The sequence below is a fragment of the Alteromonas mediterranea DE genome (assembly GCF_000020585.3).
GTDB classification, from domain to species: Bacteria; Pseudomonadota; Gammaproteobacteria; order Enterobacterales; family Alteromonadaceae; genus Alteromonas; species Alteromonas mediterranea.
Genome location: NC_011138.3, coordinates 2,675,654 through 2,698,698, shown reverse-complemented (window position 1 = coordinate 2,698,698; position 23,045 = coordinate 2,675,654). Strand labels below are relative to the sequence as shown.

Sequence of the window (23,045 nt, the reverse complement as noted above, 5' to 3'; positions counted from 1 at the left end):
CTTAACTAAAAGTACACGATAAAAGACAGATAAAAAATAATGATGAAAATATATCCCTCAACGCTATCTGCATCACACCATAAAGGTGCCAAGTCAGGCAAAGCCGTTTCATGGTTTACTGCTACTCTTTTCGTTTTCGCGAGTTTAACTGGTGTTGCTACCGCGAAAGATGAAGGCCCCGTAACGCATGCTCGTTCAGTTGAAATAGACAGTAGCGTGGTAACTGAGCATGAAACAAAAATTTCGGGTAAGCGCGTGAAATACAGCGCTACCACAGGTACGCAACCGGTTTGGAACACAAAAGACGAAGCGGTTGCGACCTTGTTCTATACTTACTATCAGCGAACGGACGTAAAAGAGAATACCGAGCGCCCGCTTATCATTTCATTTAACGGTGGCCCGGGTTCCGCCTCTGTGTGGATGCATGTCGCGTATACCGGCCCGCGTATTCTCAATATCGATGATGAAGGCTACCCGGTTCAGCCTTATGGCATTCAAACCAACCCATATTCGATTTTAGACGTGGCTGATATTGTATTTGTTAACCCGGTAAACACGGGTTATAGCCGTGTGCTTCCTAAAGCAGACGGTTCAATGCCATCGCAAGATGAGCAACAAAAAATGTTCTTTGGGGTAAGTGCAGATATTAGCTATTTAGCAGATTGGGTGAATACCTTTGTAACACGCAACAATCGCTGGCGCTCCCCGAAATACCTTATCGGTGAAAGCTACGGTACAACTCGGGTTTCGGGTCTTGCATTAGAGCTTCAAAACCGACAGTGGATGTATCTAAACGGTGTCGTGTTGGTATCGCCAACCGATATAGGTATTGAGCGTAACGGTCCAGTAAAAGCCGCCAACCGACTACCTTATTTTGCGGCTGCCGCGTGGTATCACAATAAGCTAGACCCAGAACTACAAAATAAAGACTTAACTGAACTCTTACCCGAAGTCGAAGATTTCACTATCAACACGCTTATTCCGGCGCTGGCTAAAGGTGGGTTTATCGGCGATAAAGAAAAGCATGAGGTGCTAAATCAAATGGCGCGCTATTCTGGTTTAAGTGAGGCGTCTATTGCTCAAAATAACCTAGATGTAAGCACCGCTTTTTTCTGGAAAGATTTATTACGAGATGAAGGGAAGACCTTAGGCAGATTGGATAGCCGTTATTTGGGTATAGACGCGAAGCAAAGCGGTGACCGCCCTGATTACTGGGCAGAGCTAACGTCATGGCTGCATTCCTTCACACCTGCTATTAATTACTATTTGCGTGAAGAGTTAAATTACAAAACCGACATGAAATACAACATGTTCGGAAACGTGCATCCGTGGGATAGAAGTAACAACCAAACGGGGCAGAATTTGCGATTGGCGATGGCGCAAAATCCCTATTTAAATGTAATGATTCAAGCAGGTTATTACGATGGTGCAACGAATTACTTCGATGCTAAATACACCATGTGGCAGCTAGATCAAAGTGGGACCTTAAAAGACCGTTTAAGCTTTAAAGGGTATCGCAGTGGGCACATGATGTACCTGCGTCGCGATGACTTAAAACAGTCTAACCAAGATTTACGTGAATTCATTAAAGCAAGCACGCCGAGCAAAGGTGAACCTGCTGAATACAAGCGATAGTCGAAATCAGTGAGCCATTCTTTTTTCTGAGCCACCATAAAAGCGATGCAATAAAAATTGGAGGCTCAGAAATGAGCTAGCTGCGCTAAACATTCAGCGCAGCGCGTTTTTAACATGTCTCTTAACAGCCTAACCGCTGGTGTAATAGACTGGCGGCTCGGGCAAATTAGCCAAAGTTGCGTGGGTTTCGGTTGGTAGTCTGACAATAACGTAATAAGACGTCCATTTAGAATGTCATCACAGGCGTCTAAGCTTGATTTAACAGCTACCCCTTTACCTGCGACAGCCCACCTTCTAACCATTTCACCGTCGTTCGCCGTTCTGTTGCCCTGCATTTTTATCTTTAACGGTTTACCCTCGTGCACGAATTCCCATTCGTTATACACTTTATCGTGCAGTTGATAAAACAGCCCATTGTGAGCTTGTAAATCTTCAAATTGTTCAGGGGCACCATAGGTGCTGATATAAGAGGGCGAAGCAACAAGTAAGCGTGGTACATCACATATCTTAAACCCGTAAACGCTTGCATCATCAGGCGAGCCATAACGTAAAGCTAAGTCAATTGGGTCGCGATAGAAGTCGATATTACTGTCGTTCAAATTGAGTTTTACGCTTATTTTCTCATGCTCATTCATGAAATCATCAAGCCATGGTGCAATGACGTTACGGCCTAAGTCAGAGGATAAACCTAGCCGTAATTCGCCCTCAATAACGCCAGTTTCACCTTTTAAGTTTTGTTTGGCGTTTTTTAGCATCGACATGGCTTGTTCACACGTTGGCAAGAAGCGCTCACCAGCAGAAGAAAGCCTAAGTGATCGGGTGGTGCGTACAAACAACTCAGCACCAACCGCTTGTTCTACCCGTTTAACAGCTGCACTCGCCGTAGCCGTACGCATATTTAGGTGGGTAGCTGCAGCGGTAATGTTTCTAAATTCGGCTACTTTTATCACAACGTTCAAGTCATCGAGCAACATGATTTTCAAAAACCATTTGATAATGTTTCTTATATTGTGCTGTTTATCGAAATTTAATCAAGAGTATGATGAGAATATTACTCAAAAGGAGAAACGAATGATGAAAGCTATTGGTTATACCCACTCACTAGACATTAACGAACCTAATGCACTAATAGATTTAGACGTAGACAAGCCCAGCGCGTCGGGTAGAGACTTATTGGTAAAAATAAATGCGATAGCGGTAAACCCTGTAGATTACAAAATTCGTCAACGAGTAAACCCTGAGGGTGGCGATCCTAAAATTTTAGGCTGGGATGCGGTAGGTGAAGTCGCAGAAATTGGCGCTGATGTAACCCAGTTTGCGGTAGGTGATAAGGTGTATTATGCCGGAGACCTAACGCGGGCGGGCTCTAATGCAGAATTCCAGTTGGTTGACGAGCGCATTGTAGGTAAGGCGCCGAGTTCCCTTTCTGATAGCGAAGCGGCAGCGCTTCCTTTAACCACCATCACAGCTTATGAGCTACTATTTGATCACTTGGCGCTGAAGCAGCAAAGTGAGAAAAGCGATGAAGTTGTGTTGGTAGTAGGCGCTGCCGGTGGCGTAGGCTCTATTATGCTGCAGCTGCTTAAAGTCCTGACCGGCGCAGTGGTAATAGCAACGGCGTCTCGTGAAAGCTCTAAAAACTGGGTGCAAGAACTCGGCGCAGACTATGTCGTTGATCACAGTAAACCTTTGGCCGAGCAAATTAAGTCGCTCAACATTGGTGAGGTGACCCACGTAGCCAGTTTAAACAACACGCATCAATACATTGACGAGTATGTTGAGGTGATGAAACCGAAAGGTAAACTGGCGTTAATTGACGACCCAGAAAGCTTGGACGTAGCAAAGTTAAAACAAAAGAGTCTATCGTTACATTGGGAATTTATGTTTACCCGTTCAATGTTTGAAACCGAAGATATGGTTGAGCAGAGTCGGTTGCTAACGCATGTTGCTACACTAATTGACGAAGGCAAAATAAAAACCACGGTAGGCAAGCACTTAGGTAAGATTACGGCACAAAACCTTATTGCGGCCCATAGAATACTTGAAGAAGGGCGCGCAATAGGCAAATTGGTATTAGAAGGATTTTAAGGCGCATTTAATCACTATTGGCACTCACTAAGCCCTCTCAGAGGGCTTATATCTTATCGCGTCACTAAAAGCGGTTTAGGCGGCATCGCGCTCCCTTGACCGCTTTGTCTTATTTGTAATTCTTTCTTCTAATTTTGTAAGAATGCCCCGGTAATCTATTCTTTATTATTTAACGCGTTGAAATTTATGTGAATTTTACTTGGAATCTAACTTGCTGTAACAGTGGCGAATAGCATTAAACATTGATGTGTGTTTAAACTTTAACCACAAGGAATAATCATGGCTGAATCATTCAAGTATGAAGGAAATAAAGGACAAGGCGGCGAATTACATCAGAAGGCTGGCGACGGTTACCCTACAATGACAACCGCGCAGGGTTGTCCTGTACACGATGACCAGAATTCACTAAAAGCTGGAGCAAGAGGGCCTTCAGCACTAGAAGATCACGTGATGCGTGAGAAAATATTTCACTTTGATCACGAGCGCATTCCCGAGCGCGTGGTGCATGCTCGAGGGTACGGGGCCCACGGATATTTTGAAACGTACGAGTCACTATCTGACATCACCTGTGCTGAAATTTTTCAGGAAAAAGGTAAAAAGACCCCGGTATTCACTAGATTCTCTACCGTAGCGGGCAACCAGGGTTCTCCAGATTTAGCGCGCGATGTACGAGGTTTTGCTGTTAAATTCTATACTCAAGAGGGCAATTGGGATTTAGTTGGCAATAACATTCCCGTCTTCTTTATTCAAGATGCTATCAAGTTCCCAGATTTAATTCACTCAGCTAAACAAGAGCCTGACCGAGGTTTTCCACAAGCGCAAACCGCGCACGATAACTTTTGGGACTTCACAAGCTTAAGCCCAGAGTCTGTTCACATGCTTATGTGGGCGATGTCAGACCGTGCTATTCCGCGTTCATTCCGCTTCATGGAAGGTTTTGGTGTACACACCTTTAAGCTTATAAATGCCAAAGGTGAAATGAAATATGTGAAGTTTCATTGGAAACCGAAACAAGGTTTGCAGTCAGTCGTGTGGAATGAAGCACTGAAAATTAATGGTGCAGATCCCGATTTCCACAGAAGAGACCTTTGGAATGCAATACTTGCTGGCGACTTCCCAGAATGGGAGTTAGGTATGCAGGTCTTCGACCAAGAGTTTGCAGATAATTTTGAATTCGATGTTTTAGACGCAACCAAGCTTATACCCGAAGAGCAAGTACCAGTTAAAATTGTAGGTAAAATGGTGCTTAATAAGGTGGTAGATAACTTCTTCGCTGAAACAGAGCAAGTTGCATTTTGTACACAAAACATTGTACCTGGTATAGATTTTACCAACGACCCACTACTACAGGGGCGTAATTTCTCTTATTTAGATACTCAGTTGAAACGATTAGGTAGTACTAATTTTACGCACTTGCCCATTAACGCGCCTAAATGCCCGATGCGTCATTTCCAGCAAGACGGCCATATGGCAATGCATAACCCCAAAGGTCGTGCTAATTACGAGCCAAACTCTTGGGAAGCCGATGAGAATAATCCGCGCGCGTGTCCAGCACATGGATTTAAATCGCATAATGAAGAAGTATCAGGTGAAAAGGTTAGACATCGCTCAGAAACTTTCGCTGACCATTACAGCCAAGCTCGTCAGTTTTATATCAGCCAAACTGAAACCGAGAAAGAGCATATTCGCGACGCATTCGCTTTTGAGCTATCCAAAGTAGAGCGTTTGTCGATTCGTGAGCGAGTAGTATCACATCTATTAAATGTAGATAAAGACCTTGCGAAAGCCGTGGGTGAAGCGCTGGGCTTCTCAGAGATGCCAGAGCCAGCAGAGGCTGCAATGGAAACTAGAGAAGACCTCGTTGAGTCTGATGCGTTAAGTATCTTAAAAAATGCGCCGGATACGTTTAAAGGCAGAAAGCTGGGTATTTTAGTGAGTGATGACCTTGACGGTGAATTGCTTGGGAAAGTAAAAACTGCTTTAGATAATGAAGGCGCTATGTACGAGGTTGTTGCGCCTCAAATTGGCGGCGTTACTTGTGATAAGGGTAAAAAAGTAGATGCACAGCAGAAGGTCGATGGTGGGCCATCAGTATTATACGATGCGGTGCTGTTACTAATGTCGCAGTCGGGAGCCGAAAAGTTAGCGGGCAAGCCTGAAGCAAAAGATTTTGTTTCTGATGCGTTTGCTCACAACAAGTTTATCGGCTACACAGATGCCGCAATGCCACTTATCAAGGCCGTTGGCTTAGATAGCATGATAGACGAAGGTTTTGTGGACCTTAAACAAAAGTCGGCAGACGAATTTATTAAAACACTGCGTGGTATTCGCTATTGGGCTAGATCTTAATTCAGCCTTTGCAGTTTTTTTAATGATAGAAGGACGCTTTTTGAGGCGTCCTTTTTTGTTTGCCCAGCGAAGCTGGCAAACCCGTCAGGTTGAAAGAAACCTGAATCACCCTGACTGAGGGGAAGATAATCCGAATGGCAAGGGCGTTGTTGGCCAACGACAGGGTCCGAAGGAAGCCATAGGAAGTTAGAGGTACACAATGAAAGTGAACCTGATTCGGCAAGGCAGGTGGGTAAGCGTGCAAAATAGCGCGAAGCCCGATACTCAGTCAGACCTGTTTTGTGTTTGAGGGTGGAATTTCTAACAGGGAGCCAGTGCAGTAACTGGGGAAGCCTGGCATTGGATCCAATCAAATGGTTGGACGTATCGTTCAAGGAGTGATCCAAGAATGTTGCGAGTGTGAGGTGGCAGATGAACCCGTAGTAGTGAGTAAGGCTAGGCCGATGAAAGCCAGTAATGGTGTGGAGGGTAAAACCAAGCCGACTATCAGCATTGTGTTTGATAGGATCCATTTTAGCCAAAAGCTTAAATGGATTGCGAAGGGGGGAAGCAGACTTTAAGACTCTGATGAGTTGTGAGTTTTTTTATCATTGATACACAAGCCGCCTGATCAGCGGGACAAGTCGAATCGGTGCGCTAGGAATAGTGATGTCTGGTGAGACAGGCCGTATATGGGAAGTAATTGTAGTCAAATTTGGTAGATTGCCTCAGTGCTAGAACGCCAAACCCTGCAATGAAAGTTACCACAATGTTAGAAAATGAACGATGTCCATAGGGCGCACGATACTAGATTGCAAATTAGCATTGTGTCACTTAGCAAGTGATATGAAGTATGCAGGAGCCGTATACGAGGCCCGTACGTACGGTTCTGTGAGAGGGATGAGGCGCAAGCCTCACCCTACTCGATATGACCTCACACGTTGCGGGGCTTTACAGTTTTAGAAGTGTCCTTCCAGAAATTTGCCCTTTTAAAATGGCATCTATTTTTTGGCTAACGTCACCTAGCGAAACTTCTTCAGTTAAGTCGTCAAGACATTCAAGTTTCCATTCGCTGGCTAATTTATCCCAAAGTTTTAATCTAGGCGGCATGGGGCATTGCACTGAGTCGATACCTAGCAAAGACACGCCGCGTAAGATAAACGGAAATACACTTACATTAAGATCGGCTGAAGCAGTCAGCCCACAACATGTTACCGCACCACCATATTGGGTTGCTTTTATGGCTTGTGCAAGATATTCACCGCCCACGGTATCAATTGCGCCTGCATATTGCTCTTTTAACATAGGGCGCTCTTTGTTCTCGAGTAGTTCGTCACGGGTAATGACTTTAATTGCCCCTAGTGAAGTTAGAAAAGACTCATGTTCCTTCTTCCCGGTACAAGCTACCACCGAATACCCTGCCTTGGCTAAAATTGCCACTGCCACCGAGCCTACGCCTCCTGTGGCCCCAGTTACTAAGATTTCGCCTTTATCGGGTGTAACACCATGTTCAACTAGGCCCAGTACAGAAAGACCAGCGGTAAAGCCTGCCGTACCAATTACCATCGACTCTTTTAAAGATAAGCCTTCAGGTTTGGCTACTGCCCATTCGCTAGGAATTCGAATGTATTCACCGAAGCCGCCAGCGGTATTCATTCCTAAATCGTAACCCGTTACGATCACTTCGTCGCCCTCGCTGAAGCGGTCGTCGTCGCATGAGACTACAACGCCCGCAGCATCGATGCCCGGAGTGTGCGGAAAGTTTCGACTTACACCAGGGTTACCCGTTGCCGACAAAGCATCTTTGTAATTAAGCGACGAGTAATGCACCTTAATAAGCAGTGCGCCTTCTGGTAAATCCTCTAGTGAGCGCTGCGTCACACTTCGAGTAAATGATTTATCTTCCTGTTTTTCTACAAGCAAAGCGTTAAACGATGTCATACCTGTCTCCGTTGGTCGAAAATTTACGCTACCCATTGTGACGCTATATTATTTTTGCGCAAGTATGCACTTTTTGGTAGGGTAGTACCCTAAAAGATACTATTGGGCTTTCCCGTACATAACTTCAAGGTTTAGACATAAACGATAGCGAGAACACCAGTCTCGGAGGAAAGATGACAGCAAGTTTAAAATCCGTAGACAGTACCCCAGAGAATGGTACTGTCGGCTCACTGAGTACAGATGAAAATATCGAAAAACCGAGCGGAACAGTCAGCGAACCGAAGCAATATATTTGTGGTGTTGCGGTGTCGCTAGAAATTATTGGCGGTAAGTGGAAAGGGGTGATCCTTTGGCATCTTTGCCATAAAACCCTTCGCTTTAGCCAGTTAAGGCGACGGCTTCAGGGGGTGACGCAAAAAATGCTGACACAGCAACTTAGAGAGTTAGAGCGAGACGGGCTGGTAAATAGAAAGGTGTATGCCGAAGTTCCGCCGCGGGTGGAGTATTCGCTAACCGAATTAGGTCGCACTTTAGAGCCAACCCTGCGTCAACTATGCGATTGGGGAAGAACGTATAATGACGAACATAAACCGTAAAGAATACCAATCACCTACACATAAATAAAAAAGGCGAGCATTGAAAAGAGACCCTCCCAATGCTCGCCTTCAATGTATATGTGAGGATGTACCTCTCACGGCTTAGGCTAATAAAGCGCCTATAGAAAGCGTGCTTTCTTCGCCATTGCTAACCGTGTTAATAGTCGCGTCCATTGCAGCGAAATCTACGGTTAATGATGCTGCATCACCGTCGTTGCTCCACGACAGTACAAGAGTGTTATCCGTATACGTAACGTCAAAAGCGCCGCCAAACGCTTTGTTTTCGTTTCTAAGCGTAATAAGCTGCATTAAACCTTTAACAACTGGCTTTTGAATAGCGTCTTCAACCATCGCTGTTGTTAAATAAGGGCGGTTTATATCGCGACCCACATTCGTGTTTGCTAGTAGCTCCATGTCGTTGTGCGCAGCAAGTAAGCCACCGTAATAAACTTGAGGAATACCTGGGCTGAAGAATTGGATAGCTCTCGCTACTAAGTAAGCAAAGTCGTCTTTGCCTAGCGCGTCATAGTAGGTACAGTTGACCTGATAAAGGTCAACGTTGTTGGCTGCCGCGCCGGTTGCCTTTTTAGACTCGCCATTTGAATTAACGTGAATTTGTTCAACTAATGCGTTGATAGCGTCGGCGCTAATCAGGCCTGGTTTGTCGCCGCTTGCACCCACATCAACAATACCGATACCGTCGTGCGTATCGAGTACTGTAAAGCAGTTGCGAGGAGAAATAGACAACCAATGCGCTAGTGCGCTCGCATCTTTGGTGAATAGAGTGTGCAGCACCAAAGGCGGTAGTGCGAAGTCATAAACGCTGTCACAACGCGCCGCGATATCAATTTGCGTTTGGTAATGGCTGTGAATTTCAACCAGGCATTGCATGCCCATGGTGCGAGCTCGCTTAGAAAGGGCTTCAATAAATTCAAATGTCTCTTCAAGCATGAAGCAATTTGAACCCGCGCGTTTAATAGCGTAACCGGCTGCATCTAAACGTATTAGATCAACGTTACTTTCGGTAAACGACTGAAGGATAGAAGAAAGGTACTCTTTCCCTAACTCCGACTCAACGTCAATATCAATTTGGTTCGATGTAAATGTTGTCCAAAATGGTACCGTTTCTGTCGAGTCTGTCTCTATACCAACTTCGTAGTCGCTGAAAAATGGCGTAGGGCGAGGGCGGAAGACTTTTGCGATCTGTTCGTCAATTTCAGCCTGATCGTTGCCAGAGAAAACATCTTCTTTTGTAAGGAATAGTGGCCAGTATTCAGACTCTCGTCCCTTTTTTAGCACATCTGTAAATGCTTCGCTTTGACCTGACATATGGTTCACAATGAGGTCGGCCATAATATCTACCGACTCACCAAGCTTTTTAATATTGTTCCAATCGCCTAGACGTTCGTCTACTGTGGTGTGATCGATGGGGTCAAACCCTGCATCTTCTCCGTCGTAAGGGTAGTAAAAAGGTAAAATATGAACACCTTTAAACAAGCCTTTAAGGGGGCCATCCAGTAGATTGGTTAGACTTTCGATGTTGCCGTCGCCTAGTCGGTCCGCATATGTAATTAACTGAACGCCATTGCGTATAGACATGATAACTCTCCAAAATTCAGCATGTGCTTGCTCGTACTTCTTTACATCTATCGAGCGAGCATTACCTCGAATTAAGCGCTACCAGTCTTTTTCATTCACAGTGAATTGTTAACGGGCTTAGCTTAATTCTTAACCTGCTTTTTCAAACTCAGCCACATGGGGCGAGATTTACAAAAAACTCAACTCTTAATCGATTAAGATAAGGTAACAGTAGAATGTGTATTTGTAAATGAAAAGTTTATGAAATGAGGCGGCAGGGCACGTATAACGCAGGCTTAACAATTGGTTAACAGTTGTGGCGAGTGTTTTTTATTCGCCTTTATCTAGCTGAGATGTGTCAGACGGCTGTTGTTGAGATTCTTCTTGTGCTTTTTTAGCTTCTCTCCATTTATCCAGCTTTTCGTAATACACATCCCAGATACAAGGGCAGCAAGCGCCGCCACCGCAACAGTCATCACGTAGCGGTTTTTCTGGTTCTTCAGGTAGCGTTGCCATACTAAATATCCTCTAAGCCAGTAGGTATTATAAACGAAGAGAGGGGGCGTACCAACAAAAAGCCCTGTTTAGAACAGGGCTGTATACTGATAGTCAGTTTGCAGATGCTTATTCAGTGGGGCGTTCTTCAGTGGCTGTTTTTGGGGTAAGTTTCCCTGGTTCTGCCACAACAGGCTTAGGCCTTACTGCGCTGGCTTGCGATAGTAAGTCACTATTGCCCGTCACTAAATCTTCCAAGGTGCCTTTGTCGGCCTCGACTAAACCTACTTCGCGCAACATTGAATCTACAAGAGGTGCATTAGCGCGGTAATTAAGTGCTGCTTGAGTAACTTGCTCTGCTAAGCCACTTCCTGCAGTAGCAACGGTGTGGTCGCCTTTAACGCCACTACCCTGGCCGTACCCTTGAAGAATTTTAATACCATCAATATTTTCAAGTGGCTTAACGGCATGCGCCACCAGTTCGGGCAATACCTTAAGCATGGCAAGCGACTTCTGTAGCTCAATCTGCTCATCTTTTAGGGTATTTTCAGCTTCGTAAAGGGCCTGTTTACCTTGTGCCTCAACCGCAAGTACCTTCTCGTCGGCCTCTGCTTGCAGCATTTTCGCATCAGCGGTGGCTTTCGCTTCGGTTAGGATCGCTTCAGCGGTGTTTTCTGCCGCTTCTTTTTTAGCCTGTGCTTCAACGGTAATACTTACCGCTTCACGTTCAGCTTCTTTACGGGCGTCTATAACTTCAATTTGCTTCTTACGTTCAGCCTCTGCTACTGATTTCGCGGTCAGTACGGCTTCTTCTTTTTCAACTTTTTGTTTTTCCGCTTCAGCGGCTTTTGCACGCGCTGCAGACTCTTCTTCAGACTTGGTCGCAACGGCAATTTGTTTCACTTGCTCGGAAACTTCTACTTCTTGTTGCTGGCGAATTCGCGCTTGTTCTAGCGCTTGGCGTTTGGCAATTTCTTGGGTTTCAATTTCTCGCGACTTTTCAATTTCCGCAGCTTCTATAGCGCGATTTTTAGCAATTTCTGCCTCGCGCTCTTCACGCTCTTTCATTTCACGCTGTTTAGCAATTTCCGCTTTTTGTTCCTGACGCTTAAAAGCAAGCACCTGTTCTTGGGCGAGTCGAGCTTCTTCTTCGTCCCGTTTAACGTCTAAAGACTGCTTTTCTGCGGCTAAATTACGCTGCTCAATAAAAATGCGATTTTCTTGCTGGATATCGTTGGTTTCTTTGCGTTTTTCTTCGATGATTTTGGTCAAGCGTGCGCGACCTTCGGCATCGAACGCGTTATTTTCATTAAAGAATTGCAAGTCAGTTTGGTCGAAGCCCGTTAAGCTTACCGACTCTAACTCTAAACCGTTCTTTTCAAGGTCGTTAGCAACACTTTGTTGAACCTTCTGCACAAAATCAGCACGCTGTTCATGCATTTCGGTCATGCTCATTTCAGCTGCTACGGCGCGAAGTACGTCAACGAATTTCGACTCCATCAATTTCTTAACTTCTTCGGCGCGGGTGGTACGGGTACCTAGCGTTTGCGCCGCCATTGAGATGCCGTTGGCATTAGGTGCTACACGCAGATAGAAGTCGGCTTTAACGTCAACGCGCATGCGATCTTTAGTAATCAGGGCGTCTTTTTGAATTTTCTCCACTTCTATGCGAAGGGTGTTCATGTTCACGGGAATTATTTCGTGAACAACAGGGAGCACAAGCGCGCCGCCGTCTTTTATAACTTTCTCACCGCCCAGGCCAGTTCTTACAAATGCCGTTTCCTTCGTTGCTCGGGTGTAGAGCTTAGCGAAAATAAGGCCAATAACGATAAGCCCTACAACAATAGCACCGGCAATAAAGAGTATTGACGGCAAGCTAGATGGTTGAATTGTATCCATACTTTTATCTCTTTTTAGGTTATAGGTAGCGTGTTGCTAACCAACTGTGTTTATTTTTTTGAATTAAGATTACGCGCTCTCCTTGCGAAAAAAGCTCTTCTTCTTCAAAAGGCTCTACTAGCACGAAATGAGGTTGTGAATAACAATCAGTGAACTTTGCTTCTGCGGGGTTGCCTCTACTGGCTTTGCCGATGGTAATCTCTGCTACTGACCCTACAAACTCGTCGCTGTTAACTGCGCTCGATTCTATCGTGGGAAGCAAACTCGAAATAATGTGTACCGTTTTAGCGGTAATAAATAACCCTACTAAAAACGCAAGTGGCACTGAGATGAGTGAAGGGGGAGTAACACTTAAAACCGTAGCTGACAGGCCGTTTATAAGCAAGCCACTAAGACCAAAAACGGTCAGTAATACAATTAAATAAATTAGAAACGGAACTTTATTGATATTTAAAAAGTTGGCAAAGGCCGTGTTAAGGAAACCTTCGCTATCTAACTCGCCAAAATCGTCGCCTACACCTAACACGCTTGCACCGAAAATCGTGCCAATAAGCTCTAACACAAAAACAATGAAAACGGCTATAAGCGCAATGCTGAACCAGAAGTTTGAGGGGGAAAGAAGAACATCTGTCATTTACACCATCCATGATGACTAACTCGTTTTCTTACGTTATACCACAGAACAATAATTAAGCTAGTGAATAACTTATGTACTTTCGACTAGTTTGTAACAATAAATTATCAGATTATCTGTTATTCTATTTAGTGTGAGCGAAAGGTATGCTGCAGCCTTTTCGCCACAAATCATGGTCGATATAGAAAACGGCTTAGGCTAAACTTTTAAAGCCCTTTCTACATGAAAATGCTCAGTTGAAATTGTGCTTTTCCAGAAGCACTTCATCGGCGGTAACCCGTAATACGCTACCTTGATCGTACCAGTCGCCAAGGACTATGCGCGTCGCTGATTTTCCGTTTGCTTTGAGGCTATGAATGTTTGGCCTGTGCGTATGACCATGGATCATGCGCTGTACGCCCCACTTTTCCATCACTTTCACCACCTCTTCAGGGGTGACATCCATAATCTCAGGTTTTAGGTTCTGTTGCTTTTCTTTGCTTTCGGCACGGCCGTTATCTGCTACACGCTGTCGATACCACAAGGGCAAGGCTAGCATTAAGCGTGGCCACCACCACCCGCGAGATTTTTTGCGAAACTTTTGATAGGCAACATCGCGAGTACAAAGCTCATCACCGTGCGTGAGCAGGGTAGGTGTGCCGTACAAATCAATAACTTCTTGTTCGTTTAAGAGAGTCATACCGGCTTTCGATAGCCACTTTTCCCGTATGGCGAAATCGCGGTTGCCATGAATGAAGTAAATAGGGCAGTGCTGACTGACTTCTTTAAAGGCTGACGCAATGGCAGTGTTAAAGGGCGTGACATTGTCGTCGCCAATCCACACTTCGAATAGGTCGCCAAGAACATAAAGTGCGTCAGCATTAATTGCATCTTCTTTTAAAAAGCGCATCAAGCATTCTGTGATATCTGGACGATCGGCACTTAGGTGTAAATCAGCGATGAAGTAGGTGAACGACATAATTCTTCTTAACGTAGTTTAAAAAGCCGCGTTAAAAAAACGCGGCTTGCTTTTAGCTTAATATTTCAAGCATGTTTTGAAAAACATGCCAGCCATACGATCAATAAGGCTATAGTTTAAGCAGCTAATTAAGCAACCACTGCTTTTTCAATGATCACTGGCTCTACAGGTACGTCTTGGTGGTAGCCGTTATTACCTGTTTTAACCGCTTTAATTTTCTCTACAACATCCATGCCTTCAGTTACTTTACCGAATGCACAGTAGCCCCAACCATTCATCGACTTGCTTGTATGGTTTAGGAAGTCGTTGTTGTTCACGTTAATGAAAAACTGAGCTGTGGCTGAGTGTGGGTCTTGAGTACGCGCCATCGCTATGGTGCCAACTTCGTTTGCAACGCCGTTGTCAGCTTCGTTTTCAATAGGGTCTTTGGTGTCTTTTTGTTCCATATCAGGGGTGAAACCACCACCTTGAATCATGAAGTTGTTAATTACACGATGGAAAATAGTGTTGTCAAAGAAGCCGTCTTCTACATAAGAAAGAAAGTTCGCTACGGTTTTAGGCGCTTTATCTTCAAAAAGCTCTAGGGTGATATCACCGAAATTTGTTTTCAACGTAACCATTGTGGTTTGTCCTGTGTGTTAGCATATATAAAGTGCGCCGATTTTAGCGCAAAAGAGGGCGGTAGCGCAAAATACTACTACAGCGCAAAAGCCTTGTACCATTTGCATGGTGACAGTGCTAAACTTTGCGGCCCAAAAATTATGACAAATAGGAAATATAGACATGCTACATCTTTACAACACCCGAACCCGTGAAAAAGCGAAGTTTGTTCCGCTTCAAGAAGGGAAAGTGGGTTTGTATGTGTGTGGTATCACCGTTTATGACCTAAGTCACATGGGCCATGCCCGTACTTACCTAAGTTTCGACGTGTTAGTACGCTATTTGCGCCACCTTGGTTTAGACGTTAAGTACGTGCGTAATATCACAGACATAGACGACAAAATTATTGCTCGCGCTAATGAAAACGGCGAAAGCTTCGAAGCACTCACGGCACGTACTATCGCCATGATGCACGAAGACTTTGCAGCGATTAACCTACTAGAGCCAGATGTTGAGCCGACAGTAAGCGGCCACATGGATGAAATTATAGAAATCATTCAGCGCCTGATGGATAAAGGCTATGCTTATCAAGCTAAAAGCGGCGATGTGCTATTCGACGTAAGTAAGTATGAAGATTACGGCAAGCTAAGCAAACAAGACTTAGATCAGCTTAAAGCCGGTGCCCGTGTTGAAGTGGCGGCAGGTAAAGATGACCCGCTAGACTTCGTGCTGTGGAAGACCACCAAGCCTGGAGAGCCTGCATGGCAATCGCCATGGGGCGAAGGCCGCCCGGGCTGGCACATTGAATGTTCTGCAATGAATCATAAGCATCTTGGTGCGCACTTTGATATTCACGGCGGTGGCTCAGATTTAACCTTCCCGCACCATGAAAATGAAGTGGCTCAGTCGTGCTGCGCATATGATACGCCTTACGTAAACGTGTGGATGCACGCGGGTATGGTTCAAGTTAACGACGAAAAAATGTCTAAATCGTTGGGTAACTTTTTTACTTTACGCGATGTGCTAAAAGAGCACGATTCAGAAACCTTGCGTTTCTTTTTGATGTCGGCGCATTATCGTAGCCAGTTAAGTTACTCTCAAGACAATATCACCCAAGCGAAAGCGGCGCTGGAGCGTTTATATACTGCGCTGCGTGGTGTTGTAGTAAATGAGAGCACAGACCTTAGCTACGGTGGCTACCTAGCGCGTTTCGAAGCGGCTATGAACGATGACCTAAACGTACCTGAAGCCTTTTCGGTATTGTTCGATGTGGCACGTGAGCTTAACCGCCAAAAAGACAATGCTGAAGAAGCCGGTAAACTGGCTGCTGTTCTTAAAGGCCTAGGCGCAATTTTGGGTATGCTTCAAAGCGACCCAGATACTTACCTTAAAGGCGGTGAAGGCAATGACGATGAAGCGGCTGAAATTGAAGCGTTAATTAAACAGCGTAACGATGCCCGTGCCTCCAAAGATTGGGCAGCGGCAGATGCCGCACGCGATGCGTTAAACGCAAAAGGCGTAGTGTTAGAAGACGGCCCAAGCGGTACTACGTGGCGTAAAGCATAATTAGCAGCCAATACTTTTTAACAGAATGAAAGCCCGCATTTGCGGGTTTTCTTTTTAGTTAAGCTTAAAGCGCACACCGAGTTTTCGTCATTGAACAGCGGTTTTTGGATATACGTACGAAGCTAAACATTTGAAAGTAAAATGGTATCTCCCGATCTAACGTTTAATGCTTGTGCTGTTTTGCGAGAAATAACAGCTATTTCGTCTTGTTCTTCGGTTTCTGCCATCATTGCATAAAAAGGCTGGCTTAACGTGGCGATAAGCTTAATTTTACTCTCGGTGACGAACCCAGTACCTTCGCTAACTTTTATTCTTAACAGCTATTGTCGCCATTTATCCATCGATTTACATCATCACTTAAATTTAAGTCTGTGCCCAAGTTAAACTCACCTTCTCGAACAGATACCTCGCTGCCGTAGGTTGAGTGGGTAACGGTGACGTGTAAAAAAGGATATTGCGGGGTGCTCCCTTCTTTACGACTGGCCGTGAGTTTGTAGCCGTTTTGTATTGTGTACGTGTTTACGACTATATCGCTATGGATTGGCTGATGCAGTGTGGACCAGCATCGGTTTGCATTGTATTCAATGCGCTCAACTATTTTTTCAGGTTCTTGGTTGGTGGAAATAGAAGAGGTCGGCAAGATCACCATGCAGCCTGAAGCAAATGCCGTTATACAACTTGCTAGTATTGCGTGGTTAAATGAGCGGCTGAACATTCTGCAGCGTTTCATTTTCATCATAAGTCCCTCTAATCGTTATAATTATATTCGTAAGGACTTTATATTAGCTTATTTGTATGAACAATGGCTGAACAGAATACTGGCTAGCGTTCACCTTGACTCTACCGCTTTGCAAATTAATTAAATTTCGGGCTTGCCAGTGGGGATAGCCGATTCTTTTTCGGTGAGATGTGACTTCCACCGCTGCTGTGCAACGTGCGCTTTCACCAGTTCTAAGCATTCGTTTACAACGTTAAGTACTTCTTTATCAAGTGCATCGGCGGTAGGGGTATAGTCGTGTATGCCGACTGAAATGAAATGGTCGATGCGCTCTGCGTCTAAGTCGCTTAACAGGTTCACTAGCGATGTGGTAACGATATCGGTGACTGACTCTTCCAACGTATTTTCAATGGTTTTGCCGATAACAGGTAGGTAATGCAGGGAAGAAACTTGTGCATTACTTCTCACCGCTTTGCCCACGCTTTTTCTCACGTGTTCGCGAATCACTTCGCCGTGCTCTTCGCTTTGAATTGACTGACCTAAATGATTGATGACACCTGCCATCCATTGAGTAATCACAGGACGGCGTGGTGCCAGCACCTGAGCATTGATGTCGTCTAATAAAGGCGAACCTGCTGAGATGTCTTTTTGCGCATCGCTGAGCACTTTTACAACAATTCGGTCGCTTAACTCTTCAACAAATACATCGTAGTAAAACGCAAAAAAGCGAAAGACCGCGGTTTGATTTAAGTCGATGATTTCGAATTTGTGCAGGCGGTGCAAAATAGAAAATATGCGCAAGAAACGAAATAGGCGGGTAGGCCCAGTAGGGATAAGGCCTATGATGTCGTACCAATGCAAAAACGGAAAGAAGTACCAGCGTAAGTGCTCTTTACGAACAATAGCAACGGCCCAACGAAAACAGAACTCGGTAAAGAAGATGGCAATAAACACTAAGTCGACCAACAGGAAGTTGGCGTGAATTGGGTCGTAAGCGTTAAGAAAGGCGGGGAAATATGTACCTAATAGACCGTATACAAAGTCTGTAGCATAAAGCGCATCGAAAATAAGCCATGTTAGGTTCACAAAAAGTATACCTAACATGACTAAGTCTAAAATTAACCAAGGCGTTTCGTGACTGTTTCGCAGATTTTCTCGGTTAATTCTTAGCATTTCCATATCCTGTTTGGTGCTAGTCGAACAAGGGTTAGCCTGAGGCGCTAGACCTAGTTACATCTACGTAAAGCTTAAGCTTCTGGCCTGGCTGTAAATAACGTTTGGTATTTAGTGAGTTCCACTTGCCTATGTCGCTTACTTTAACATTGAACTTGCTGGCAATACGAGACAAGGAGTCACCATTTCTTACCGTGTAAGTTAGCTTCTTGGTAACGCCGTTTTGAGGCGTTCCTTGTTGCCATATTACTAATGTTTTACCTGGATGAAGCATATCGCCAGGCGCCATACCGTTCCACTTAGCAAGTTGTTTGGTGCTTATTTTGTACTTACGGGCGATATCCCAAAGCGTATCACCTGATTTAACCGTATGGCGTACTTTCTGTTTAGACCCACTGCCACTTTGCAAACTGGCAAGGCGCTGTTCCTGTGATAACGTGTAGCTATCGAGTTCTTGCAGTGCAACGGGTACCATAATCGCTTGGCCCACTCGAATCATAGAGCTATCCAGCTCGTTAATTCTTTTTAGCACTTTCACCGTAGTGTGGTATTGCTTAGCAATTTTACTCAAGCTGTCGCCTGACTTCACCGTGTGGCGAACCCAGTTTAGGCGCTCTTTTTGATCGATTTTGGCCAGAGCTTGAGAAAACGCGGCGGCTTTTACTAAGGGTAAGACAAGCCTATGTGGTCCATCTGGCGATGTGGCCCAACGGTTAAAGCCAGGGTTGAGTGCATGTAGCTCTTTTAACGACATGCCGGCTAGGTCTGCGGCAAAGGCAAGGTCTACCTGAGAACCAATATCTACCACTTCAATAACCGCTACGTTTTCCACTTCCGGCCATGAATAGGCATATTCGTCTTTGTTTTTAAGAATGTCGGCTAGGGCTAACAGCTTTGGCACGTATGCACGGGTTTCTTTCGGTAAGTTCAAATTCCAAAAGTCAGTAGGTTTACCCGCCCGTATATTCGCTTTAATCGCTCTTTGCACTCTGCCTTCACCGCTATTGTACGCGGCAAGTGCATGAAGCCAGTCTCCGTCGAACATATCGTTTAGATATGTGAGGTAGTCTAACGCCCCTTTTGTAGAAGCAACCACGTCGCGGCGGCCATCGTACCACCAGTTCTGAGGCATACCGAAGCGTTTGCCTGTGCCAGGTATAAACTGCCACATTCCCGCTGCACGTCCGTGAGAGTAGGCAAAAGGGTCGAACGCACTTTCTACGATGGGTAAAAGCACAAGCTCCATAGGCATGTCGCGCTTTTCAATTTCTTCAACAATGTAATACAAAAAAGGTTTGGCACGCTTGACTACGCGGGCCATGTATTCGGGGTGCTTTAGATACCATTTTCTTTGCGAGCTTATCCGCTTTTCATCTGGAATAGGCAGCGCAAAATTGGTGCTGGCCCGTTCCCACACATTAGTGACAACGGCCTGCGTGTGTAAATCTGGCGTATCGGTAAGTTCTGCACCTTCTTCTAAGACGTCGTCATTAGGATGAACAACATCAATAACGCCGTCTCTTGCAATTTCGCAATCGGAAATGGCTTCTTCGGTATTGTGAATTTCACTACACGCTTCTAATGAAGCGTTCTCGTTACTTTCTAATTGCGCACTGTCGTTATTATTATCGGTTAACTGACAACCCGTTAAACCTATCGCTAATATCAGCGGCGATAGTGGGAAAAACTTCAACTGCATATATGAAGAAACCTCTTGGAGCACTGCAAACCGTCAATGTTACGATAAACGGTTTACTATTGCATCAAAACTCATCTTTCCAGCGGCGAACTGCAGCAAAGACTGCTACATCGTCGGCCAGGTTATTTTCGCAATAGGCTTCGGCAGCAGTTTTTACAGAAAGTTCATGGGCGCGTAAAAATGGGTTTATGTTTTTTTGCTCTTCAAGATTACTGGGTAACGTGGGAAGGTTTTGCTCACGCATCGATGCAACCCAATCTGCGTAGTGGTTAAGTGCGCCATTATCAGGCTCTACGGCTAACGCAAAGTTAACGTTGGCTTGAGTATACTCGTGCGTGCAGTACACTTTGGTGTCATCGGGAAGGCGCTTGAGTTTATTTAAAGAGTGATACATTTGTTCGGGCGAGCCTTCAAATAAACGACCGCATCCGGCCGAAAACAGTGTATCGCCGCAAAACAGCGCGCCATGGCCAAAGAAGGCGATATGATCGAGCGTGTGTCCAGGCACTTCCATTACCTGGAACGACAGATTCAATATAGGCAGTGATACCGTATCGCCTTGGGCCACCGACTTGGTGATGCCACGGATATGATTGCCTCGTGGGCCTATAATCGGCAACTCTGGCACCGCGGTAGCCAGTTTGGCAATACCACCAGTATGGTCTCTATGGTGATGGGTAATGAGCACCGCACTCAGCGTTAGGCCTTTCGCGTTAATAAATGCCAATACTGGCTCAGCGTCACCCGGGTCTACCACAATCGCGTTGGTATCATCGTGAATACACCAAATATAGTTATCGGTAAAAGCGGGAATGGGGTGAATGGTGATGCCTGAAGGAAATGTTTCTGCCGTCATATTTGTACCTGCTTGTGTAGGTAGAATTATGCGTTACTATAGGGGCTTGTGGACAGCAGAGCAACCAAAGAGCGCGCAGTGATAATGAAATCGGCGTTTAGAGCCAAACCTCCCCGCTACCCAACAAGTTGGAAAGACTTCCCCGCGGGCGAGCACATACGCGATGCTGTTAAAACGGTGTGCGACGATTATGCCGAGCACATATTTGGATATCACTTTGCTAAGCTAGGCTCTTTAAGTGCCGAGATTAATTTAGACACTAGCCCTATAAGACATCATATTAACCAAGTGCCATTTGATAACCAGTTTGGCCGCCAATTAGACGCCAATAACGCATCTGAAGATATCGCCGACAATAAAGTTTCACCTTCACAGTTACATGAAAAAAGCAGCGAGTCGACAATCAACAAAGGAAATATGGTCGTAGGGCAGTCGCATTCCTTACCCTTTGCTGAAAACAGTATTGACGGCTTTTTATTGGCTAACGAGCTAGATTTTGCCCAAGATCCCCATGAAATATTAAGAGAAGTAGACCGCGTTATTACACAAAACGGTTACGTCATTATTAGCGGCTTTAACCCTTTAAGCCTTGCCGGAATTGCCAAGTTTTTGCCCGTTAAGCGTGGAAATATTTTACACGATGCACGCTTTTTCACGTCCTACCGCATGAAAGATTGGCTACAACTACTTGGGTTTGAAATTGTTGAGCAGCGCCAGGTGCTGTTCTCTACGCTATTTTTTCAGCAACGGTGGAAAGGGGCCGCTAAGCTTCAGCACTATTTAGCGTCTTATTTGCCTTGGTGCAGCGCCGTATACGTTATATTGGCTAAAAAACGGGTCATCCCTATGACTGCTATAAAGCCTAAACGTAATTTAAAACCGCGCTTTTCTGCAGTAGGGGCAAGTGCAAGAACTTCAGCCGTGAACCGTTCGCTGCGTTAAAGTATACGTCATACACGTGCAACGCATTTTGCTATTAGGCATGTGGTGATGACAAGTGGCTAACTATTTTCGATATGTGCTGCGCTGCGATAGTCGATGTCGCCAGACTTTCGAGTTAATAAGCCAACTTTAAAAGAAAAATTGGAGATAGCTTAGAAAGCTATCTCCCTTTTGGGGGGTTAATCGTTACTTGCGTTATACAGATGTACATCTCGCTGCGGATAAGGGATGCTAATACCTTCTTCATCGAAGGCTTTTTTAACTTTTTCCTGCATATCCCAGTAGTAAGGCCACAAATCATCTGTGCCGACCCAAGGTCTAAACATCAGGTCGACCGAGTTATCACCTAATCCCCCTACACAGATCCTAGGTGCAGGTTCGGTCAATGAGCGTTCATCCTCTTCAAACAGACGTTGCAAAATTTTCTTTGCTTTGTCGATATCATCATCGTAGCCAATACCAAATGTCATGTCGCAGCGGCGTTTATCGTATACGCTAACGTTAGTCAACGTGGCATTAGACAGATTACCGTTGGGGATAACAACACGCCTATTGTCGAAAGTGTTAAGTACCGTATAAAGAATTTGTATCTCGGCAACCGACCCGAGATAACCTTCTGCTTCAATGGTGTCACCCACTCTGAAGGGTTTAAAGATCAGTATTAGCACACCGCCAGCAAAATTAGCCAGGCTGCCTTGTAATGCAAGACCGATTGCCAAACCTGCTGCACCCACTACGGCGATAAATGAGGTGGTTTCAATACCTATCATAGAGGCAACAGAAATCAACAACATCACTTTTAAAACGGCGCTTATAAGTCCGCATAAAAACTTATTTAACGTGGGGTCCTTTTTACCTAATCGGTGATCCAATAGGTTTACAAAACGATTCACTAACCAGAGACCCACCACCAAAGTAAGAATAGCCAATAGCAATTTGGGGGTATAAGTCATCACCAGTGATATCGCTTTTTCGGTTAATTCCGATAAATCGATATTAGTCCCGAAGAAATCTTCCATAAATACCTCTTTCGTTAATCAAACACGTTGATTACGTTAAAGAAAGAATGTTAGATCGCCGTAAATTGACTCACGTTGAATTGGCCCTTTTGTTGACTAAAGGCCGTTAGCCTATTTTACTGAAAGGCGGGTGGCTTAAAGAATGTGTAAGTGATGATTGAGTTGCATAGTGCGTGATGACGTTACTCAGATTAAAAGCCTTTATGTTTGCACCTTGAACCTATTTACGTGATTTTGGGTTTCACAAATGAGAGGGCTTCATCAACCGCTCAATAAAAAAGGTGACATCCTTTCGCTTTATAACGTTGAATGTCACCTTG

20 protein-coding genes are annotated in these 23,045 nt (G+C 44.9%); 7 read left to right on the top strand and 13 right to left on the bottom strand.

Translation table 11 applies throughout. From position 1 onward, the window contains the following. Window positions 1-39: 39 nt before the first annotated feature. A complete protein-coding gene (locus tag MADE_RS11985; RefSeq protein ID WP_012518454.1) occupies window positions 40-1,635 on the top strand; it encodes a S10 family peptidase in 1,596 nt (531 codons plus the stop codon). A gap of 65 nt (window positions 1,636-1,700) precedes the next feature. On the opposite strand, the gene MADE_RS11980 is transcribed toward MADE_RS11985, so the two are convergent. After that, the gene (locus MADE_RS11980) at window positions 1,701-2,609 is read right to left on the bottom strand and encodes a LysR family transcriptional regulator (protein WP_012518455.1); all 909 of its coding nucleotides are present in this window, start codon (window positions 2,607-2,609) and stop codon (window positions 1,701-1,703) included. Between the two features lie 100 nt (window positions 2,610-2,709). Between MADE_RS11980 and MADE_RS11975 the strand changes: the two genes are divergently transcribed. The 3 genes from MADE_RS11975 to MADE_RS11965 all read left to right on the top strand — a co-directional run bounded on the left by MADE_RS11975 (window position 2,710) and on the right by MADE_RS11965 (window position 6,632). Then, the gene (locus tag MADE_RS11975) at window positions 2,710-3,723 is read left to right on the top strand and encodes a zinc-binding alcohol dehydrogenase family protein (RefSeq protein ID WP_024016498.1); all 1,014 of its coding nucleotides are present in this window, start codon (window positions 2,710-2,712) and stop codon (window positions 3,721-3,723) included. 279 nt (window positions 3,724-4,002) lie between these two features. Next, a complete protein-coding gene (locus MADE_RS11970; protein WP_012518457.1) occupies window positions 4,003-6,072 on the top strand; it encodes a catalase in 2,070 nt (689 codons plus the stop codon). Window positions 6,073-6,425: 353 nt separating this feature from the next. After that, window positions 6,426-6,632, top strand: a complete 207-nt coding sequence (locus MADE_RS11965; protein ID WP_012517740.1) for a hypothetical protein — start codon at window positions 6,426-6,428, stop codon at window positions 6,630-6,632. Window positions 6,633-7,002: 370 nt separating this feature from the next. Here the strand turns inward: MADE_RS11965 and MADE_RS11960 are convergent, their stop codons facing one another. Next, window positions 7,003-7,992, bottom strand: coding sequence for a YhdH/YhfP family quinone oxidoreductase (locus MADE_RS11960; RefSeq protein WP_012518458.1), 990 nt, complete (start codon window positions 7,990-7,992; stop codon window positions 7,003-7,005). Between the two features lie 173 nt (window positions 7,993-8,165). Between MADE_RS11960 and MADE_RS11955 the strand changes: the two genes are divergently transcribed. Continuing rightward, entirely contained in the window at window positions 8,166-8,588 is a 423-nt protein-coding gene (locus tag MADE_RS11955; RefSeq protein ID WP_012518459.1) for a winged helix-turn-helix transcriptional regulator, read from the top strand. Between the two features lie 102 nt (window positions 8,589-8,690). Here MADE_RS11955 and gtfA read toward each other — a convergent pair whose 3' ends face one another. The 6 genes from gtfA to MADE_RS11925 form a co-directional block, all read right to left on the bottom strand. Then, a complete protein-coding gene (gene gtfA, locus MADE_RS11950; RefSeq protein ID WP_012518460.1) occupies window positions 8,691-10,187 on the bottom strand; it encodes a sucrose phosphorylase in 1,497 nt (498 codons plus the stop codon). Between the two features lie 309 nt (window positions 10,188-10,496). Continuing rightward, window positions 10,497-10,682, bottom strand: coding sequence for an oxidoreductase-like domain-containing protein (locus MADE_RS11945; protein ID WP_012518461.1), 186 nt, complete (start codon window positions 10,680-10,682; stop codon window positions 10,497-10,499). 108 nt (window positions 10,683-10,790) lie between these two features. Continuing rightward, on the bottom strand, window positions 10,791-12,560 hold the full coding sequence (locus tag MADE_RS11940; protein WP_012518462.1) for a flotillin family protein: 1,770 nt from the start codon (window positions 12,558-12,560) through the stop codon (window positions 10,791-10,793). 19 nt (window positions 12,561-12,579) lie between these two features. Continuing rightward, window positions 12,580-13,194: an OB-fold-containig protein gene (locus MADE_RS11935; protein ID WP_012518463.1), complete on the bottom strand. Its 615-nt coding sequence runs from the start codon at window positions 13,192-13,194 to the stop codon at window positions 12,580-12,582. Between the two features lie 232 nt (window positions 13,195-13,426). After that, the gene (gene lpxH / locus MADE_RS11930) at window positions 13,427-14,152 is read right to left on the bottom strand and encodes a UDP-2,3-diacylglucosamine diphosphatase (protein WP_012518464.1); all 726 of its coding nucleotides are present in this window, start codon (window positions 14,150-14,152) and stop codon (window positions 13,427-13,429) included. A 128-nt stretch (window positions 14,153-14,280) separates the two neighbouring features. Then, entirely contained in the window at window positions 14,281-14,772 is a 492-nt protein-coding gene (locus tag MADE_RS11925) for a peptidylprolyl isomerase (protein WP_012518465.1), read from the bottom strand. 163 nt (window positions 14,773-14,935) lie between these two features. Here MADE_RS11925 and cysS point away from each other — a divergent pair, with 163 nt between their 5' ends. Next, a complete protein-coding gene (cysS, locus tag MADE_RS11920; protein ID WP_012518466.1) occupies window positions 14,936-16,318 on the top strand; it encodes a cysteine--tRNA ligase in 1,383 nt (460 codons plus the stop codon). A gap of 313 nt (window positions 16,319-16,631) precedes the next feature. Here cysS and MADE_RS11910 read toward each other — a convergent pair whose 3' ends face one another. From MADE_RS11910 to gloB, 4 genes are all read right to left on the bottom strand, one after another. Then, the gene (locus tag MADE_RS11910) at window positions 16,632-17,057 is read right to left on the bottom strand and encodes a halomucin (protein ID WP_231129113.1); all 426 of its coding nucleotides are present in this window, start codon (window positions 17,055-17,057) and stop codon (window positions 16,632-16,634) included. 120 nt (window positions 17,058-17,177) lie between these two features. Then, window positions 17,178-18,209: a hypothetical protein gene (locus MADE_RS11900; RefSeq protein WP_012518470.1), complete on the bottom strand. Its 1,032-nt coding sequence runs from the start codon at window positions 18,207-18,209 to the stop codon at window positions 17,178-17,180. A gap of 34 nt (window positions 18,210-18,243) precedes the next feature. Then, window positions 18,244-19,908 carry a lytic transglycosylase gene (locus MADE_RS11895; RefSeq protein ID WP_012518471.1) on the bottom strand — a complete coding sequence of 555 codons (1,665 nt, stop codon included), beginning with the start codon at window positions 19,906-19,908 and terminating at the stop codon, window positions 18,244-18,246. 64 nt (window positions 19,909-19,972) lie between these two features. After that, window positions 19,973-20,764 (bottom strand): hydroxyacylglutathione hydrolase, encoded by a 792-nt coding sequence (gene gloB, locus MADE_RS11890; protein ID WP_012518472.1) that lies wholly within the window; start codon window positions 20,762-20,764, stop codon window positions 19,973-19,975. Between the two features lie 84 nt (window positions 20,765-20,848). On the opposite strand from gloB, the gene MADE_RS11885 reads away from it, so the two are divergent. Beyond that, a complete protein-coding gene (locus MADE_RS11885) occupies window positions 20,849-21,706 on the top strand; it encodes a methyltransferase domain-containing protein (protein WP_023559754.1) in 858 nt (285 codons plus the stop codon). 179 nt (window positions 21,707-21,885) lie between these two features. Here MADE_RS11885 and MADE_RS11880 read toward each other — a convergent pair whose 3' ends face one another. Next, on the bottom strand, window positions 21,886-22,725 hold the full coding sequence (locus MADE_RS11880; RefSeq protein ID WP_012518474.1) for a mechanosensitive ion channel family protein: 840 nt from the start codon (window positions 22,723-22,725) through the stop codon (window positions 21,886-21,888). Window positions 22,726-23,045: the final 320 nt, after the last annotated feature.